The organism is Buttiauxella sp. AC038 (genome assembly GCF_979253565.1).
Genome location: NZ_CEEDCQ010000001.1, coordinates 1,273,447 through 1,290,801 on the forward strand (window position 1 = coordinate 1,273,447; position 17,355 = coordinate 1,290,801).

Annotated in this window: 19 protein-coding genes; 14 read left to right on the forward strand and 5 right to left on the reverse strand. The window is 51.4% G+C overall.

The features are described 5' to 3' along the window. Nucleotides 1-92 precede the first annotated feature (92 nt). Nucleotides 93-1,244, forward strand: a complete 1,152-nt coding sequence (locus AC0IXI_RS06095) for a 3-phenylpropionate MFS transporter (protein ID WP_134184923.1) — start codon at nt 93-95, stop codon at nt 1,242-1,244. Here the strand turns inward: AC0IXI_RS06095 and csiE are convergent. Then, on the reverse strand, nt 1,231-2,511 hold the full coding sequence (csiE, locus tag AC0IXI_RS06100; protein WP_134184925.1) for a stationary phase inducible protein CsiE: 1,281 nt from the start codon (nt 2,509-2,511) through the stop codon (nt 1,231-1,233). The two genes, AC0IXI_RS06095 and csiE, sit on opposite strands and share 14 nt — an antisense overlap. A 137-nt stretch (nt 2,512-2,648) precedes the next feature. Between csiE and AC0IXI_RS06105 the strand changes: the two genes are divergently transcribed. Next, nucleotides 2,649-3,284, forward strand: a complete 636-nt coding sequence (locus AC0IXI_RS06105; RefSeq protein WP_471682091.1) for a DUF1007 family protein — start codon at nt 2,649-2,651, stop codon at nt 3,282-3,284. Next, nucleotides 3,275-4,258 carry a nickel/cobalt transporter gene (locus AC0IXI_RS06110; RefSeq protein WP_471682092.1) on the forward strand — a complete coding sequence of 328 codons (984 nt, stop codon included), beginning with the start codon at nt 3,275-3,277 and terminating at the stop codon, nt 4,256-4,258. Before AC0IXI_RS06105 ends, AC0IXI_RS06110 begins: the two co-directional genes overlap by 10 nt. A 36-nt stretch (nt 4,259-4,294) precedes the next feature. Here AC0IXI_RS06110 and suhB read toward each other — a convergent pair whose 3' ends face one another. Beyond that, a complete protein-coding gene (suhB, locus tag AC0IXI_RS06115; protein ID WP_064513082.1) occupies nt 4,295-5,098 on the reverse strand; it encodes an inositol-1-monophosphatase in 804 nt (267 codons plus the stop codon). A gap of 119 nt (nt 5,099-5,217) precedes the next feature. Between suhB and trmJ the strand changes: the two genes are divergently transcribed. The 11 genes from trmJ to sseB all read left to right on the forward strand — a co-directional run bounded on the left by trmJ (nt 5,218) and on the right by sseB (nt 14,254). Beyond that, nucleotides 5,218-5,958 carry a tRNA (cytosine(32)/uridine(32)-2'-O)-methyltransferase TrmJ gene (gene trmJ / locus AC0IXI_RS06120; RefSeq protein ID WP_064513080.1) on the forward strand — a complete coding sequence of 247 codons (741 nt, stop codon included), beginning with the start codon at nt 5,218-5,220 and terminating at the stop codon, nt 5,956-5,958. Nucleotides 5,959-6,088: 130 nt separating this feature from the next. Continuing rightward, entirely contained in the window at nt 6,089-6,577 is a 489-nt protein-coding gene (iscR, locus tag AC0IXI_RS06125) for a Fe-S cluster assembly transcriptional regulator IscR (protein WP_064513078.1), read from the forward strand. Between the two features lie 239 nt (nt 6,578-6,816). Continuing rightward, on the forward strand, nt 6,817-8,031 hold the full coding sequence (locus AC0IXI_RS06130; protein ID WP_064513076.1) for an IscS subfamily cysteine desulfurase: 1,215 nt from the start codon (nt 6,817-6,819) through the stop codon (nt 8,029-8,031). A gap of 43 nt (nt 8,032-8,074) precedes the next feature. Beyond that, nucleotides 8,075-8,461, forward strand: coding sequence for a Fe-S cluster assembly scaffold IscU (gene iscU / locus AC0IXI_RS06135; protein WP_064513073.1), 387 nt, complete (start codon nt 8,075-8,077; stop codon nt 8,459-8,461). Between the two features lie 153 nt (nt 8,462-8,614). Continuing rightward, nucleotides 8,615-8,938: an iron-sulfur cluster assembly protein IscA gene (iscA, locus tag AC0IXI_RS06140; RefSeq protein WP_064513071.1), complete on the forward strand. Its 324-nt coding sequence runs from the start codon at nt 8,615-8,617 to the stop codon at nt 8,936-8,938. 71 nt (nt 8,939-9,009) lie between these two features. Further along, nucleotides 9,010-9,525, forward strand: coding sequence for a co-chaperone HscB (gene hscB, locus AC0IXI_RS06145; protein ID WP_064560314.1), 516 nt, complete (start codon nt 9,010-9,012; stop codon nt 9,523-9,525). Nucleotides 9,526-9,538: 13 nt separating this feature from the next. Next, entirely contained in the window at nt 9,539-11,389 is a 1,851-nt protein-coding gene (gene hscA, locus AC0IXI_RS06150) for a Fe-S protein assembly chaperone HscA (protein WP_471682093.1), read from the forward strand. 1 nt (nt 11,390) lies between these two features. Continuing rightward, entirely contained in the window at nt 11,391-11,726 is a 336-nt protein-coding gene (gene fdx / locus AC0IXI_RS06155; RefSeq protein ID WP_034459208.1) for an ISC system 2Fe-2S type ferredoxin, read from the forward strand. A gap of 12 nt (nt 11,727-11,738) precedes the next feature. Next, complete coding sequence (gene iscX, locus AC0IXI_RS06160; RefSeq protein ID WP_064513065.1) at nt 11,739-11,939, forward strand: Fe-S cluster assembly protein IscX; 201 nt, start codon at nt 11,739-11,741, stop codon at nt 11,937-11,939. Between the two features lie 73 nt (nt 11,940-12,012). Further along, nucleotides 12,013-13,299 (forward strand): aminopeptidase PepB, encoded by a 1,287-nt coding sequence (gene pepB / locus AC0IXI_RS06165; protein WP_471682094.1) that lies wholly within the window; start codon nt 12,013-12,015, stop codon nt 13,297-13,299. Between the two features lie 178 nt (nt 13,300-13,477). Continuing rightward, nucleotides 13,478-14,254, forward strand: a complete 777-nt coding sequence (gene sseB / locus AC0IXI_RS06170) for an enhanced serine sensitivity protein SseB (RefSeq protein WP_471682095.1) — start codon at nt 13,478-13,480, stop codon at nt 14,252-14,254. 4 nt (nt 14,255-14,258) lie between these two features. Here the strand turns inward: sseB and AC0IXI_RS06175 are convergent, their stop codons facing one another. From AC0IXI_RS06175 to AC0IXI_RS06185, 3 genes are all read right to left on the reverse strand, one after another. Next, nucleotides 14,259-15,032 (reverse strand): MurR/RpiR family transcriptional regulator, encoded by a 774-nt coding sequence (locus tag AC0IXI_RS06175; RefSeq protein WP_471682096.1) that lies wholly within the window; start codon nt 15,030-15,032, stop codon nt 14,259-14,261. After that, a complete protein-coding gene (sseA, locus tag AC0IXI_RS06180) occupies nt 15,032-15,886 on the reverse strand; it encodes a 3-mercaptopyruvate sulfurtransferase (RefSeq protein WP_471682097.1) in 855 nt (284 codons plus the stop codon). The genes AC0IXI_RS06175 and sseA overlap by 1 nt, the downstream gene beginning before the upstream one ends. 104 nt (nt 15,887-15,990) lie before the next feature. Beyond that, complete coding sequence (locus tag AC0IXI_RS06185; RefSeq protein ID WP_413498760.1) at nt 15,991-17,355, reverse strand: 6-phospho-alpha-glucosidase; 1,365 nt, start codon at nt 17,353-17,355, stop codon at nt 15,991-15,993.

Consider the following 17,355-nt stretch of genomic DNA (forward strand, 5'->3'; position numbering starts at 1 on the left):
CATACTATTTCAGCGTGTTATTAGTCTGTTAATGAATGCTTGCAAGCACGTCAACGCTCGGACACACTAGCGCCTCCAAAACGGGAGGGATCATGGTTTTGCATTCAACGCGCTGGCTGGCGCTCAGTTATTTTACCTACTTCTTTAGCTACGGCATTTTCCTGCCATTCTGGAGTGTCTGGCTTGCCGGAGTTGGTCTGCCACCTGAAACTATAGGACTATTGTTAGGGGCTGGATTAATCGCCCGTTTCCTTGGTAGTTTGCTTCTTGCACCTCGTGTTACCGACCCTTCCCGACTTGTCTTTGCCTTACGTTTACTCGCCTTACTCACTTTGCTATTTGCCGTTGCTTTCTGGTTCGGGCAAACCGCCAGCTGGCTTTTGATTGTGATGGTCGGTTTTAACCTGTTCTTCTCACCGCTAGTGCCGCTTACCGATGCGTTGGCCGGAACCTGGCAGCGCCAAATCACCATGGATTATGGACGTGTGCGCTTGTGGGGATCGCTGGCATTTGTGATTGGCTCCGCCATGACGGGCAAGCTGGTGAGCATGTATAGCTACCAGGCAATTCTGGTGCTGCTGAGTATTGGTGTCGCGTCGATGCTAATCGGCATGATGTTGCGCCCATCCGTGATGCCGCAAGGTGAAACACGCCATAAAGAAGGTGCGGGTTGGCCTGCCTGGAAGAAACTGGTGCTCGGTTCATGGAGATTCCTGGCCTGTGTAACATTACTTCAAGGCGCCCACGCGGCTTACTACGGATTCAGTGCGATTTACTGGCAAGGAGCGGGTTATTCCGCGTCGGTTGTCGGGTATCTGTGGTCGCTGGGTGTTGTTGCGGAAATTGTGATTTTTGCTCTCAGCAACAAGCTGTTCCGCAACTGGAGTGCACGTGACTTACTGCTGCTTTCTGGTGTGACGGGGATTTTGCGCTGGAGCCTGATGGCGTACACCACCGATTTGCCGTGGCTGATTGCTGCGCAAATCCTTCACTGCGGCAGCTTCACTGTATGCCACCTCGCGGCGATGCGTTATATCTCGGCTCGCGAGGGCAATGAAGTTATCCGTTTACAAGCCGTCTATTCCGCGGTGGCGATGGGCGGTGGTATCGCCATTATGACGATGTTCTCTGGCTACCTTTACCAGCATATGCAGGGTGGGGTGTTCTGGATTATGGCGTTGGTGGCCGTTCCTGCATTGTTCATTCGGCCACGCCCAGTCTCATATTGCGTTAACACTCAATAATCTTACGGATCTGCTGCTGCTGGTGTTCACCCAGCGGCAGCGTTACGTGAATCAGTGGCGGTGAGTAAAGTGGCAAGGTGGTGGAATAGGGTGTAATCACCAACACCACTTCTTTCGGTGCCCCCTCTTTTTGGTAACTGTGAATCGTCAGGTGTTTAATATTTAGCGGCAGTAACGTGAGCTCGCGCAACTGCTGTTCAATACTCTGTTCAAGTTCAATGTTGTTGCCAGTAAGCAGCAAAACCTGCTTTTCATGCAGGTCATTTTCCTGCATTAACCACGCTCCGAATATCACCGCCACTAGTCCAACTTCTTCATCTGAAAAACGCATTTCAAAATGGTTTTCAAAATCATTGAACGCTTCACGTGTGGTGCGCATCAAGCGTGGATAAAGGCGGGTTATTTCTTCCGGTAGGCTGTTATCAATCCCAATACCGAACTGGCAACGATCCAATGCCTGAGCAAGATGAATGTAGAGTTGGTCGCTCAGGCCTTGTTCATCGCTAAAGGACATACCCGCCAGCTCGCGAAAGCGCGCAATCATTCCGAAAATGGCCGAGCGTAAGCGTAAATCCTGCTCATGATTGTCACGAATCGGGTCGGGAGTGCGTAGTAACTGGAATAAAAGCGCCAGGAATAACTGCTCGTTTTCGTTGGCTGATTGCAGCACGCGGCGCTTCCAATGGCGGGCAATCTCAAGTGCTGCCACAAACTCCGGGCGAATCTGTGTCCACGCGCGTTGCTGCTCAGTGAATTCTGGCGTGATCCCAGCATGGTGCTGGTGCAAACAGTACTGCAAAAACAGCGTTAAAAATTGCACATCGCGGCTGTCAAACTGGCGCTGTAAGCGCCGTTCGCAGAGGCCTATCAACGCCTGGAGGTTTTTCTCGTCATACAATGCTGTCAGAACCCCTTGCTGTTTAAGCTGGGTTTTGAGTGCTGGCGTAAAATGCTGCTGCACAAAGTGCGGGCATAATCGCAACGCGCGGCGTAACCAATGCAATAAGCACAGGCGGCAGTCCAGAGGCGTGCCCTCAATCCGATAGCTGCCGTCCTGTTGTGTGATAAGCCTCAGCCGGTGATAGCGCTGGATTTCATCGCCGGTGTCGGCTATATCTTGCAGGGCTTTGATGTCATCGACCCCGTTGAGCCTTGCGAGGATCTCTGGAGTGACGGTTTGGCCCGGTAAGTAAAGCAACAAAAGCAGGTGGCAGCGGCGCTGCGGACTAGAGAGTACAGATGGTGGTGGGGAGAGCAGTGTCATCATCCGCATAACCGAGTCAAAGTAATTAATGCTAAGAGTAGCTAAACCTTTTGTCGTAGAGAGCCACATTTGAGCTTTTTAATTACGGAATTCTGACTGGCTCACAGAATTATAATCTCGAGAGAATAATGAGCAGGAAAATGTGTAACAGAATTGCGTTTTTTACCTTAATTTCTGCACTTTTTAGCCCAGTGGCTTCGGCTCATCCGCACAGTTTTATCACTCTCGTGACCACGGTGATGACCGAAAATGACCAGCTTACTGGTCTTAAAATGCAGTGGACGATGGATGAAATCACTTCAGCAGATCTACTGTATGACGCAGGTAATGCCAAACCTGACTCGCCGGTGTGGAAGAAGCTTGCCGCCGAAGTGATGGCCAATGTTTTAGGGCAACATTACTTCACTGAATTCTGGCATAACGGCAAAAAAGTGACGTTTAACAATTTGCCACCCGAGTACGGGCTTGCGCGGGTAGGGCATCAGGCCGTGTTGACCTTTGTTTTACCTCTGGCACACCCGCAGCCATTGAAGGGGCAGACGTATCAGATTGCGACATTCGACCCGACCTATTTTGTCGATATGAGTTACGACAACTCCAGTGATGTCAAATTGCCGAAAACATTAGCCTCACTTTGCAAAATCTCAGTGAAAACCCCGCAGCCGAACGAAGATACGCTGGCCTTCGCACAATCGCTGGATAAAGCCGATGCGCCTCCCGAAGATATGGAACTGGGTAAACAGTTTGCTCAACAGGTGATATTGCAATGTCAGTAATGCCTTCAGCTAAACCCCATTCACGCCACTGGCTTCAGCTGTGGCCACTGGCATTTTTCCTGCTGGTTTGTGCTGGATCACTTTACAGCCTGTGGCATTACTGGCCACAACTCCTCATCGACAGTGCGATGTGGCAGAAATCGATTAACCAGCAAATGAGCACACTTCTGCGTGAGGTTGCCGAGAACCCGGCGCGGGCGGGTTGGTCATTGCTGTCATTTAGTTTTGTTTATGGTGTGCTTCACGCATTGGGGCCCGGTCATGGGAAAATAGTTATTACGACATGGCTTGCGACACATCCTTCGCGCTTGAAAAGCAGCCTTAAATTGACGTTTGCAGCATCTTTATTGCAAGGGTTAGTGGCGATTGGGTTGGTAACGATAGTGCTGGGGATTCTGGCTCTGCCTTCGCGCCAATTGCATATGAGCAGTTTTTGGCTCGAGAAGGGAAGCTATTTACTGGTGGGTGTTTTAGGTGTGATGTTGTGCGGTCGGGCCCTACTTAAATTGCAACGTGTGCTGCGAAAACCGAAGCGTTTCACTTCATTCACGCCTCATCATGTACATGATGAAAAATGTGGCTGTGGCCATCAGCATTTACCCACGCAGCAACAGCTAGCAGCAGGAGAAGACTGGCGTGCCCGAATGATGATTGTTTTATCCATGGGCATGCGCCCATGCTCTGGGGCAATTATGGTGCTGCTGTTTAGCAAAGTGATTGGCGTGTATAGCTGGGGAGTGTTGTCGACGCTTGCGATGGCTGCAGGCACATCTATTACCATTTCTGGCCTGGCCTTTTTAGTCCACGGATTCCGTCAGCTTGCGGTACGCATTAGCGGTAATAAAGCACCGGTTTTATGGCGGCAAGTCGCCTGGGCGACGCTGGCATTTGCAGGTGGTGGAATTTTAGTATTAGCAGCAGTGGTGATGTGGCTGAGTGCTCAACCGGTAATGCGTGGGATTCGACCGTTTTAATTGAATGCCTTCCCGATGGGAAGGCATTTTCTGAGATTAACGCTTCAGCGCTTCGCTCAGTTCATCACGCATTGCTGCCAGCATCGCTTTAACAACACGTGGGTTACCTGCAACGATGTTGCCGCTGGTCAGGTAGTTGTGGCCGCCGGTGAAATCACATACCAGGCTACCAGATTCGCGAGCAATCAGTTCACCTGCTGCGAAATCCCAAGGTTTCAGGCCAATCTCGAAGAAACCATCAACACGGCCAGCCGCAACGTATGCCAGATCCAGAGCAGCAGAACCGGTGCGACGGAAGTCAGCACACTGCGTGAACAGTTTGGTCACGATGTTCATATAAGGAGTAGCGTGTTGCTTCAGTTTGAACGGGAAGCCAGTTGCCAGAATGGTGCCATCGAGGTCACGTGCATTGCTGCCGCGCAGACGGTAACCGTTCAGCTGTGCGCCTTGACCACGAACGGCTGTGAACAGCTCATTACGCATTGGGTCATAAACAACAGCAACTTCGGTGCGGCCCTTAACACGGACAGCGATAGATACAGAGAAGTGTGGCAAACGTTTGATGAAGTTTGAAGTGCCATCCAGAGGATCGATAACCCATTGCACATCCTGCTCGGTACCCGCCAGTTCGCCTGATTCTTCAGCGATAATGGTGTGTTGCGGGTAGGATTTGCGGATAATTTCGATAATCAGACGCTCGGCGTCTCTATCTACGTTAGTCACAAAATCGTTGCTCCCTTTTTGACTCGCTTCTACAGCGTCAGGGGTTTCGTAGTTCTTGACAATTAAATTGCCCGCCTTGCGCGCAGCGCGCACGGCGATGGTGAGCATCGGATGCATCGGTCTCTCTCTGGATGTTAAAGAACGGGAAAACGCGGCGGAGTATAGCAGAGCGTTCGGAATATGTCCCAGGGTTATGATAGGATATCGCGATAATCTTTTCAGGCTATGAGTCAACGATGCTGCAAAACGTACGTATAGTGCTGGTTGAAACCTCCCACACCGGCAACATGGGCTCTGTAGCTCGTGCAATGAAAACCATGGGGCTGACAAATCTGTGGTTGGTTAATCCACTGGTGAAACCTGACTCTCAGGCAATCGCGCTCGCTGCGGGTGCCAGTGATGTTATTGGTGAAGCGAAAATTGTCGATACGCTGGATGAAGCACTGGCGGGTTGTAGTCTGGTGGTAGGAACGAGCGCTCGTTCACGCACGCTGCCTTGGCCGATGCTCGATCCGCGCGAATGTGGTCTAAAGACCATTTCTGAAGCGCAAGATGCGCCAGTGGCGATTGTGTTTGGCCGTGAACGTGTTGGTTTGACCAATGACGAATTGCAGAAATGCCATTACCACGTCGCGATTCAGGCAAATCCAGAATACAGCTCGCTGAACCTGGCTATGGCCGTGCAAATCCTCGCTTATGAAGTACGCATCGCCTGGCTTGCTACGCAAGAAGAAGGTAAAGAAGCGGTCGTTGTTGAAGACCAGACTCAGTATCCATCGGCTGACGATCTCGAGCGTTTTTACGTTCACCTGGAGCAAGTATTGCTGAAAACCGGCTTTATTCGCACCAGCCATCCGGGCCAGATTATGAGCAAATTACGCCGCTTGTATAACCGCGCACGCCCGGAAACTCAAGAACTTAACATTCTGCGCGGCATGCTTTCTTCTATTGATAACGAGAAAAAATCCGGCAAATAATACTTGAGTAAATTACTAGGTTAAATAGTTGACCAATTTACTCGGGAATGTCAGACTTGCGACCTGCTATGTGACAATCACATTTATAAAAAACCCCCGGTTCGAGGGGCGATTTGAGGTTAAGTAAGACATGAGACTGACATCGAAAGGACGTTATGCCGTGACCGCAATGCTTGACGTTGCGTTGAACTCCGAATCAGGCCCGGTACCGTTGGCTGATATTTCTGAACGTCAGGGAATCTCTCTCTCCTACCTGGAGCAGTTATTCTCCCGTCTGCGTAAAAATGGTCTGGTTGCCAGCGTACGTGGTCCAGGCGGTGGTTATCTGCTGGGTAAAGAAGCAAATAGCATCGCAGTTGGCGAAGTTATCAGTGCTGTAGATGAATCTGTTGATGCCACGCGTTGCGCGGGCAAAGGCGGTTGTCAGGGCGGCGATAAATGCCTGACTCACGCACTGTGGCGCGATCTGAGTGACCGCCTAACTGGTTTTCTGAATAACATCACCTTGGGTGAACTGGTGAATAACCAGGAAGTGCTGGATGTCTCTGGCCGTCAGCAAAATGAAAACCTTCGCAGTACGCGCTCTCAAGACGCGATCGACGTCAAACTGCGCGCCTAATTTACCCGTCATATTTCGGGTTGCAACTGTGTTGGCCGCACTTGTTCACCCCAGTCACTTACTTGATGTAAGCTCCTGGGGACTCTCAAGTTTGCCGCCTTGCTGCAAAACGATCTATTTAGGGCAAAAATAAAATAGATTTCAGAATCAGGCCGGGGTGTCACACCCCGTCAAAAAGGTCGTTCATTCAGCCAGTTGCCTGATTCATTGCATTGAGTGATGTACGGAGTTTAAGAGCAATGAAATTACCGATTTATCTCGATTACTCTGCGACTACGCCGGTTGACCCGCGTGTTGCGCAGAAAATGATGCAGTTTTTGACTATGGACGGAACCTTCGGTAACCCGGCTTCTCGTTCTCACCGTTTCGGTTGGCAGGCGGAAGAAGCTGTTGATATCGCCCGTAACCAAATCGCTGAACTGGTTGGTGCAGACCCGCGTGAAATCGTCTTTACCTCCGGTGCAACTGAATCTGATAACCTCGCTATCAAAGGTGCCGCTAACTTCTATCAGAAGAAAGGCAAGCACATCATCACCGTTAAAACCGAACACAAAGCTGTGCTGGACACCTGTCGCCAGCTTGAGCGTGAAGGTTTTGAAGTGACTTATCTGGCACCACAGAGCAACGGTATCGTTGACCTGAGCGTGCTGGAAGCTGCGATGCGTGACGACACCATTCTGGTTTCTATCATGCACGTGAACAACGAAATCGGCGTGGTGCAAGATATCGCGGCAATCGGCGAAATGTGCCGTGCACGTGGCATTATCTATCACGTTGATGCGACTCAGAGCGTGGGCAAACTGCCTATCGACTTGAGCACCCTGAAAGTTGACCTGATGTCGTTCTCTGGTCACAAAATTTATGGCCCTAAAGGGATCGGCGCGCTGTATGTTCGCCGTAAACCACGTATTCGTATCGAAGCTCAGGTACACGGTGGCGGTCACGAGCGCGGTATGCGTTCTGGTACTCTGCCTGTTCACCAGATTGCTGGCATGGGCGAAGCTTACCGTATCGCGAAAGAAGAGATGGAGACAGAGATGTCCCGTCTGCGCACGCTGCGTAACCGTTTGTGGAACGGCGTGAAAGATATGGAAGAAGTCTATCTGAATGGCGACCTGGAAAATGGCGTGCCAACTATCCTCAACGTGAGCTTTAACTACGTTGAAGGTGAGTCACTGATTATGGCGCTCAAAGACCTCGCGGTTTCTTCTGGTTCTGCCTGTACATCAGCAAGCCTCGAGCCATCCTACGTGCTGCGCGCACTGGGCATGACCGACGAACTGGCTCACAGCTCTATCCGTTTCTCTTTGGGTCGTTTTACTACTGAAGAAGAGATCGACTACACCATCGAACTGGTACGTAAGTCCATTGGCCGTCTGCGCGAACTTTCTCCACTGTGGGACATGTTTAAGCAGGGCGTGGATATTAACTCCATCGAATGGGCTCATCACTAATCGTTCGCTTCGAACGTCGATATCGGATTCAGGAAAATTAAAAATGGCTTACAGCGAAAAAGTAATCGATCACTACGAAAACCCACGCAACGTTGGTTCTTTTGATAATAGCGATGACAACGTCGGTTCCGGCATGGTGGGTGCACCAGCCTGCGGAGACGTGATGAAGTTGCAGATCAAAGTTAACAATGAAGGTATTATTGAAGACGCACGCTTTAAGACCTATGGCTGTGGCTCTGCCATCGCTTCCAGCTCGCTGGTGACCGAATGGGTCAAAGGTAAATCTCTGGATGAAGCGCAGGCAATCAAAAACACCGATATCGCAGAAGAACTCGAACTGCCACCGGTGAAGATTCACTGCTCAATCCTTGCAGAAGACGCTATCAAAGCGGCTATCGCGGATTACAAAAGCAAGCGTGAAGCTAAATAATTATTGTTGAGTCTTTTTCAAAATAATTTGAGTTGCAGCCAGGCGGCAAGCTTATGAATCTCCAGGAGCTTACTAAAGTAAGTGACTGGGGGAGTGAGAGTAGCCAACACCCTGCGGCTCGAAGAATGAAGAAAAATTGATTGAGGTTGTTGTATGTCGATTACCCTTAGCCACAGCGCTGCCGATCGTGTGAATGCCTTTTTAGCTAACCGCGGTAAAGGTTTTGGTCTGCGTTTAGGCGTTCGTACTTCTGGCTGTTCTGGTATGGCTTATGTTCTTGAATTTGTTGACGCACCGATGGCAGAAGACACCGTGTTCGAAGACAAAGGCGTGAAAGTGGTCGTCGATGGTAAAAGCCTGCAATTTTTAGACGGTACCGAGCTCGACTTCGTCAAAGAAGGTCTTAACGAAGGGTTTAAATTTACTAACCCTAACGTGAAAGATGAGTGTGGCTGCGGTGAAAGCTTCCACGTCTGATACTCGCAAATACCCCGTGTAGCGCAAGTTGTACGGGGTATCACGCTCTACTATGAAACCCCGAGTCTGTTATGGATTACTTCACCCTCTTTGGGTTACCGCCAGAATTTGCCCTTAACACTGAGCTGTTGGCTACCCGTTACCAGGAGCTGCAACGCCAGTTCCATCCTGATAAATACGCCAGTCGCCCCCAGGCAGAAATTCTGCTGGCGGTGCAACAGTCGGCGACCATCAATCAGGCATGGCAAACACTGCGTCATCCATTGCCGCGCGCAGAGTACATCCTCTCCCTCAACGGTTTTGATCTGGCGAACGAACAGCATACCGTGCGTGACACCGCGTTTTTGATGGAACAACTCGAATTGCGCGAAGAGCTTGATAATATCGAGCACGCCAAAGATAGCGACCGCCTGGAATCCTTCAGCGCCAATGTTAATGCGATGGTGAAAACCCGCATGGCTTTGATGGTAGAGCAGTTGGATAATCAGGACTGGACGCAAGCGGCGGATACTGTGCGTAAACTGCGTTTTCTCGATAAACTGCGCAGCCAAATAGAACAACTCGAAGAAAAGCTGCTCGATTTTTAACTGGAAGCTCAATATGGCGTTATTACAAATTAGTGAGCCGGGCCTGAGTGCGGCACCCCATCAGCGTAAGCTTGCGGCGGGTATCGACTTAGGCACCACCAATTCACTGGTTGCAACTGTTCGTAGCGGGCAAGCTGAAACGCTGCCTGACCATGAAGGGCGTCACCTGTTACCTTCGGTGGTGCACTACCAGCAACAAGGCCTGAATGTGGGCTGGGACGCGCGTGCGCAAGCCGCAACAGATCCGGCAAACACCATCAGCTCCGTAAAACGTCTGATGGGCCGTTCGCTTGCCGATATCCAGGCGCGTTACCCGCATCTGCCTTATTCATTCAAAGCGAGTGAAAACGGCCTGCCGATGTTAGATACCCCGGCCGGGCTGCTGAACCCTATTCGTATTTCATCCGACATCCTTAAAGCACTTTCCGCTCGCGCAACCGAAGCGTTAGAAGGTGAACTTGATGGCGTGGTGATTACCGTTCCTGCTTATTTCGACGATGCACAACGCCAGGGCACCAAAGACGCTGCGCGTCTGGCTGGCCTGCATGTGTTGCGCCTGCTTAACGAACCGACCGCAGCGGCTATCGCCTACGGCCTGGATTCTGGCAAAGAAGGCGTTATCGCGGTCTATGATTTGGGCGGCGGTACTTTTGATATCTCTATTCTGCGTTTAAGCCGTGGTGTGTTTGAAGTGCTGGCAACCGGCGGCGATTCCGCGCTGGGCGGCGATGATTTCGACCATCTGCTGGCCGACTGGTTGCGTGAGCAAGCCGGGGTGGCTGATCGCAGCGACAACCGAGTGCAGCGCCAGTTACTCGACGCCGCCATTGCTGCGAAGATCGCCCTGAGCGATGCCGAAACCGCGACGGTTGAAGTCGCAGGCTGGACAGGCAGCGTGACGCGCGAGCAGTTTAACGAGCTGATTGCAGCGCTGGTTAAACGTACTTTACTGGCTTGCCGCCGTGCGCTCAAAGACGCAGGCGTGGAAGCAGATGAAGTGCTGGAAGTGGTCATGGTTGGCGGTTCAACTCGCGTACCATTAGTGCGTGAACGTGTTGGCGAATTCTTTGGCCGCACGCCGCTGACTTCCATCGACCCGGACAAAGTTGTCGCTATTGGTGCGGCAATTCAGGCGGATATTCTGGTGGGTAACAAGCCAGACAGCGAAATGCTGTTGCTGGATGTGATCCCACTGTCGCTTGGCCTCGAAACTATGGGCGGCCTGGTTGAGAAAGTGATTCCACGTAACACCACTATTCCGGTTGCACGTGCGCAGGACTTTACGACCTTCAAAGACGGCCAGACGGCAATGTCGATTCACGTGATGCAGGGCGAGCGCGAACTGGTACAAGATTGCCGTTCACTGGCGCGTTTTGCGCTGCGTGGTATTCCGGCGATGCCAGCGGGTGGGGCGCATATTCGCGTTACCTTCCAGGTTGATGCTGACGGTTTACTGAGCGTCACCGCGATGGAGAAATCCACCGGCGTTGAAGCATCAATCCAGGTGAAACCTTCTTATGGCCTGAGCGATGGCGAAATCGCCAGCATGATTCAGGATTCCATGAGCTATGCCGAACATGACGTGAAAGCGCGCATGCTCGCAGAACAAAAAGTCGATGCCGCCCGCGTGCTGGAAAGTTTGCAGGGTGCATTAGCTACAGATGCTGCGCTGTTGAGCGGTGCAGAACGCGCAGATATCGACGCTGCAATGGTGGCACTCCATGCCGCTGCTGCCGGTGATGACATTGATGCGATTGAACAAGCCATTAAAAACGTAGACAAACAAACACAGGATTTCGCCGCACGTCGTATGGATGAATCAATCCGTAAGGCGCTGAAAGGCCACTCCGTGGACGAGGTTTAACATGCCAAAGATTGTTTTTCTGCCTCATCAGGATTTGTGTCCAGATGGTGCAGTTTTGGAAGCGAATGTCGGTGAAACCATTCTTGACGTTGCACTGCGCAACGGCATCGAGATTGAACACGCCTGTGAAAAATCCTGTGCCTGCACCACTTGCCACTGTGTCGTGCGTGAAGGTTTCGACTCCCTTGCTGAAAGCACGGAAGACGAAGACGACATGCTGGACAAAGCATGGGGTCTTGAACCTGAAAGCCGCTTAAGCTGCCAGGCGCGTGTAACGGATGAGGATCTGGTGGTTGAAATGCCACGTTACACCATCAACCATGCACGTGAGCACTAACAGGAGTAGCTTATGGGACTGAAATGGACCGATAGCCGCGAAATTGGTGAAGCTCTGTATGACAGCCGTCCGGATCTTGATCCAAAAACGGTACGTTTTACCGATCTGCACCAGTGGATCTGCGATTTGGAAGATTTTGATGATGATCCAGGCGCATCCAATGAAAAAATTCTGGAAGCGATTCTGTTAGTCTGGTTAGATGAGACTGATTAATTGAACCAAGCGGGCTGCCTCAGGCGGCCCGTTTTTATATGAAGCATGAGCTGAAAAGTATAAGGAAAAGAAAATGTCAGAAGCCATGAAAATCACGCTATCCACGTCGCCTGCCGATGCGCGTTGGGGCGAAAAAGCCGCTTACAGTATTAATGACGAAGGAATTACCCTGCACCTGACAGGCAAAGATGACCTGGGGCTAATCCAACGTGCGGCACGTAAAATTGACGGCCAGGGCCTGAAACACGTACAGCTGGCAGGTGAAGGCTGGGATGTTGAAAAGAGCTGGGCTTTCTGGCTGGGTTACCGTGCACCGAAAGGCACGCGCAAAGTTGACTGGGCTGTGCTTGGCGAAGCCGAGCAAAAAGAGCTGAATAACCGCCTGAAAATCATCGACTGGGTGCGCCACACCATTAATACGCCTGCTGAAGAGCTCGGCCCAGAGCAACTGGCTTCCCGTGCCGTTGACCTGCTGTGTGACGTGGCTTGCGATAATGTTTCTTACCGCATCACCAAAGGCGAAGATCTGCGCGAGCAGAACTATATGGGTATCCATACTGTTGGCCGCGGTTCCGAGCGCCCACCTGTGTTACTGGCGCTGGATTACAACCCAACTGGCAACCCGGATGCACCGGTTTATGCCTGCCTGGTCGGTAAAGGTATCACTTTCGATTCCGGCGGCTACAGCATGAAGCAAAGTGCATTCATGGATTCCATGAAGTCCGATATGGGCGGCGCTGCCACCATTACCGGTGCACTGGCATTTGCAATTACTCGCGGTCTTGATAAGCGTGTGAAACTGTATCTGTGCTGCGCAGACAACCTGGTGAGCGGCAACGCCTTCAAACTGGGCGACATTATTAAATATCGCAACGGCAAAACCGTTGAAATCATGAATACCGACGCAGAAGGTCGCCTGGTGCTGGCAGATGGTCTGATCGACGCTAGTGCGCAAAAACCAGAATTGATCATCGACTGTGCAACCTTAACGGGTGCGGCGAAAACCGCGTTGGGTAATGATTACCACGCGCTGTTCAGCTTCGACGACGGGCTGGTCAACCGTTTGATGGCGAGTGCTGCGGCAGAAAACGAACCGTTCTGGCGTTTACCGCTGGCTGAGTTCCACCGCAATCAGTTGCCGTCTAACTTCGCAGAGTTGAACAATACTTCAAACGCGTCCTTCCCAGCAGGTGCCAGCACGGCGGCAGGCTTCTTGTCCCACTTCGTGGAAAACTATCATGAAGGTTGGCTGCACATTGACTGCTCTGCTACTTACCGTAAAGGTGCGGTTGAGCAGTGGTCCGCTGGCGCAACAGGCATTGGTGTACGCGCGATTGCGAATTTGTTGACTGGAAAGTAACGTTACCTCAAGTTAATGTCGGATGTCGCTAACGCTAATCCGACATACGAAGGTAATGAAAGCAGTTGTAGGGTGGATTAGCGAAGCGACATCCACCATATTGCTGGTAAGCGAGCGGTGGATGGCACTTCATTTATCTACCCAACAAATTCTCATTCTGTTTTCCCCTGGAATTACCATGTCAGAAGCAAAAAACGAACTCGAAACGCTGCTTGAGCAGGCCGCCACGGAACCCGCTCACCGCCCGGCATTCTTCCGCGTGTTACTGGAATCCACCGTTTGGGTACCGGGTACCGCCGCTGAAGGCGAAGCTATTGACGCCGATAGTGCAGTCGAATTGCAGCACTGGGAAAAAGATGACGGCACATCCGTCATTCCGTTCTTCACCTCCGTTGAAGCGTTGCAACAGGCGATAAGCCACGAACAGGCATTTGTCGTGATGCCAGTGCGCACTCTGTTTGAAATGACGCAGGGCGCGACACTGTTTCTGAATGCAAAACTGCCCGCTGGCAAAGAATTTACCCCGCGTGAAATCACTCATTTGATAAGCGATGAAAGTGACCCTTTAACTCAGCAGGAAGTGCTGGATGGCGGGACATCTTTGCTGCTTTCCGAAGTGGCTGAGCCACCGGCACAAATGGTCGACTCCCTGACCACGCTGTTTAAAAACCTGAAAACCGTGAAGCGTGCGTTTATCTGCTCGATTAAAGAACATGCAGATGAACAACCGAACCTGCTGATTGGTATTGAAGCTGAAGGTGATATCGACGCGATTATTCGCCAGGCGGGAAGTGTTGCAACGGACACTTTACCGGGCGACGAGCCAGTCGATATTTGCCTGGTGGCGGAAGGTGAGAAGGGCATCAGCCACTTTATGATGGCGCACATTACACCTTTCTATGAACGCCGTTGGGGCAGTTTCCTGCGTGATTTTAAAACCAACCGGATTATCTGATTTTTTATGCTGTTGCCTGCAACAGCAATAAATCAATCAGCATCACCAGATTCGACTCAAACGAGGTGATCCCGGCGGCTTCTGCCGCATAGTGGATTGCCTCGTCATACAGCGGAAAATGCACATCAGCCAGTTCGGATAAACTGTTTGGCGATGCTCGCGTGAACGTCACAATCGACATCCCCACATTTTGCGCGACCCGCGCCTTATCCAATACTTGCTCTGTTTCACCGCTGCGAGAAATGGCGACAAACACCTGATACTTTGAGGCGTTACTTAAAAAGATGCCCCGACTGTCGCCCGGCCCGGAAATAAACGCCGTTTTCCCCAACACCTGAAGTTTCTTGGTCAGGTATTCCGCGAATAAATAAGAAAACCCGGCTCCGTACAAAAAGAAACTCTCTTTTTCCCGCAGTAATGTCGCAAACTCCGCCATCAGTTCAGGCGTGACCCAACGGAAAGTCTGGCGGTAATTATCGACAAACTGATCAAATAAAACCGGCAGTTCGCTGGTGGACTGAGCAGGTTGGTTAGCAATATGCGGAGTGCTGGAAAGTAGCTGCTTACAATGCCAGATAAATTCGCTGTAACCGCTAAATCCGAGCTTCTGGCACAGCCGCATAATGGTGGCGCTGGAAACAAAAGTCACCTGAGCAAGTTCCCGCACCGTGATATTACCTACCAGCAATGGGTGGTTTGTCACGTGCGAGAGAACGCGGTATTCAGCGCGGGTTAAAGATTCCCCGCGCTCAAGAAGACCTGCCAGTCGGTTGTCCATTACTGTGCTTGAGCAGGTTCGACGGGTAAATCCGGTCGTGCTCCCCATTCACTCCAGGAGCCGTCGTACAATGAAACACCGTTAACGCCAAGCGTGGTTAACGCCAATACCACCACTGCTGCTGTTACGCCTGAACCGCAACTGGCGATAATCGGTTTATCAAAGCTCACACCCTGGCGGGTAAAGATTTCACTCAGTTCATCGGTAGTTTTCAACTGACCATTTTCTACCAGATCGCCCCAGGGTACGTTCAGCGCACCTGGAATATGCCCACGCCTTAAACCAGGACGAGGTTCATCCGTTTGTGCGTTAAAACGTGGAGCAGGGCGAGCATCAACAATCTGCGCAGTGCCTTCATGGCTAACCAGCAGAACATCGGTCAGGCGCTTAATCACCATTGGATCGAAATTCACGTCGAAATCGCCTTCCGGCAATTCAACATCACCTTGCTGTAGAGGCAGTTCTTCACGCTGCCAGTCGGCCAGGCCACCAGCCAGAATCGACACACTTTCAACGCCGAAAGTACGCAGCATCCACCATGCTCGCGGTGCGGAGAACAGGTTGCCTTCATCGTAAACAACCAGATGTTTATCACTACTGATACCCAGCTCTCGCATGGCGACAGCAAAGGCTTCAGCACGCGGCATCATATGTGGTAAAGGGCTGGTGTGGTCGGAAAGGGCTTCGATATCGAAAAATACTGCGCCAGGCAGATGGCCGGCACGGTACTCAGCCTGCATATCACGTAAATGTTCCTGACCAGCTGGTGCCATGCGAGCATCAATAATCTGGATGTTCTCATCATTAATATGTTCTGCGAGCCAGTCGCCCGCAACGAAGAAAGTGGTGGACATGGTTGCCTCCGAATCGTTATTTACTCTCGGATTGTCGGTGTTTTTCACCAAACCGACAAGCAACCATGTCCAGGTGCGCGAGGTGCCTCGTATTTATTGCAAAACTATTTCACAGCCTCGCCATCTTTCCAGGCCTGTTGCAGTTGCGGCCAGTAATCGCGATTAGCTTCAATCATATCGTCGAGAATCGCTTTTGCATGTTGCATAGTAGGCACGGTGCGGTTGAGCGTAAACGCCTGCAATGCCTTTTCATAACTGCCTTCGATAGTGGCTTCGACCAGCAATTGTTCTGAAGCTAGCTGCTGCATCAATAATGTCTGATGGAACAGTGGAACCGCACCCATGCGTACCGGTTCTGGCCCTTCGGAAGTGATATAAGCCGGGACTTCAACCATTGCGTCATACGGCAGGTTGGCAATCGCCCCTTTGTTTTCCACAATCACCAGGTGACGCTGGCGCAAATCAAAGGCCAGTGAACAAGCGACATCAACAATAAAGGCACCGTGTACGCCAACATGGAATGCGTCCGGCAAAATCCCGGTTTTTTTGTATTCATCCGCCGCTGCAAACAGCTTCTTCTCGCGCCCATCCATCACTTCGTTGGCACGAGTGTAATCAGGGTTTTGGTGCTCAACGATGTCGTTTGGCATTAGGTAATACTGCAAATACGGGTTCGGCAGATATTCCGGGAAATGGTCCATAATCGGCTTAATGTGACGCCAGGTTTTCACCCATGACGGGTCGGAATGTTGCGGATCGGTTTGTGCGGCATCTTCTGTCAGTAGGCCAAACTTAGCGATATGGCGGCGCAGCTCCGGCAGGCGATCTTCTCCATCAACCAGCACGCGGGTAAACCAGCCGAAATGGTTCAGGCCGAAGTAATCGACTTCCAGCTTGTGGCGATCAACCCCAAGAATGGCACCCATATTGCGCATTGCCGCCACCGGCATATCGCAAATATTTAACACGCGAGCTTTCGGGCGCAGACGACGAACCCCTTCAGCAACAATTGCCGCCGGATTGGAATAGTTCACAATCCACGCTTTTTGATGGGCGTAACGCTCAACAAAATCACATAACTCGACCATAGGCAAAATGGTGCGCAGGCCATATGCCAGGCCGCCTGGCCCGCAGGTTTCTTGCCCAACCACACCATGGCGTAGAGGGATTTTTTCATCCTGCTCACGCATCTTATATTGCCCGACGCGCATTTGTGCGAAGACAAAATGGGCACCACTAAAGGCAACTTCCGGGTCAGTAGTTACGGTGAATTTTATGCTTTGGCTATGGTCACGAATGACTTTCTCAACCACCGGAGCAATGACCGACTGGCGCTCGCCATCAATATCGTAAAGGCGAATTTCAGCTAACGGGAAATCGGCCAGGCGCACCATCAGGCTTTTAACAATGCCAGGCGTGTAAGTACTACCGCCACCGGCAATGGACAAAATAAATGGGGGTTTAAACAT

Coding starts and splice junctions, on each gene's coding strand:
- iscX (WP_064513065.1), top strand. CDS start 11,739: ATGGGACTGAAATGGACCGATAGCCGCGAAATTGGTGAAGCTCTGTAT.
- iscR (WP_064513078.1), top strand. CDS start 6,089: ATGAGACTGACATCGAAAGGACGTTATGCCGTGACCGCAATGCTTGAC.
- trmJ (WP_064513080.1), top strand. CDS start 5,218: ATGCTGCAAAACGTACGTATAGTGCTGGTTGAAACCTCCCACACCGGC.
- sseA (WP_471682097.1), bottom strand. CDS start 15,886: ATGTCCACCACTTTCTTCGTTGCGGGCGACTGGCTCGCAGAACATATT.
- fdx (WP_034459208.1), top strand. CDS start 11,391: ATGCCAAAGATTGTTTTTCTGCCTCATCAGGATTTGTGTCCAGATGGT.
- sseB (WP_471682095.1), top strand. CDS start 13,478: ATGTCAGAAGCAAAAAACGAACTCGAAACGCTGCTTGAGCAGGCCGCC.
- iscA (WP_064513071.1), top strand. CDS start 8,615: ATGTCGATTACCCTTAGCCACAGCGCTGCCGATCGTGTGAATGCCTTT.
- AC0IXI_RS06110 (WP_471682092.1), top strand. CDS start 3,275: ATGTCAGTAATGCCTTCAGCTAAACCCCATTCACGCCACTGGCTTCAG.
- csiE (WP_134184925.1), bottom strand. CDS start 2,511: ATGATGACACTGCTCTCCCCACCACCATCTGTACTCTCTAGTCCGCAG.
- pepB (WP_471682094.1), top strand. CDS start 12,013: ATGTCAGAAGCCATGAAAATCACGCTATCCACGTCGCCTGCCGATGCG.
- AC0IXI_RS06185 (WP_413498760.1), bottom strand. CDS start 17,355: ATGTTTAAACCCCCATTTATTTTGTCCATTGCCGGTGGCGGTAGTACT.
- hscB (WP_064560314.1), top strand. CDS start 9,010: ATGGATTACTTCACCCTCTTTGGGTTACCGCCAGAATTTGCCCTTAAC.
- AC0IXI_RS06130 (WP_064513076.1), top strand. CDS start 6,817: ATGAAATTACCGATTTATCTCGATTACTCTGCGACTACGCCGGTTGAC.
- suhB (WP_064513082.1), bottom strand. CDS start 5,098: ATGCATCCGATGCTCACCATCGCCGTGCGCGCTGCGCGCAAGGCGGGC.
- hscA (WP_471682093.1), top strand. CDS start 9,539: ATGGCGTTATTACAAATTAGTGAGCCGGGCCTGAGTGCGGCACCCCAT.
- iscU (WP_064513073.1), top strand. CDS start 8,075: ATGGCTTACAGCGAAAAAGTAATCGATCACTACGAAAACCCACGCAAC.
- AC0IXI_RS06175 (WP_471682096.1), bottom strand. CDS start 15,032: ATGGACAACCGACTGGCAGGTCTTCTTGAGCGCGGGGAATCTTTAACC.
- AC0IXI_RS06095 (WP_134184923.1), top strand. CDS start 93: ATGGTTTTGCATTCAACGCGCTGGCTGGCGCTCAGTTATTTTACCTAC.
- AC0IXI_RS06105 (WP_471682091.1), top strand. CDS start 2,649: ATGTGTAACAGAATTGCGTTTTTTACCTTAATTTCTGCACTTTTTAGC.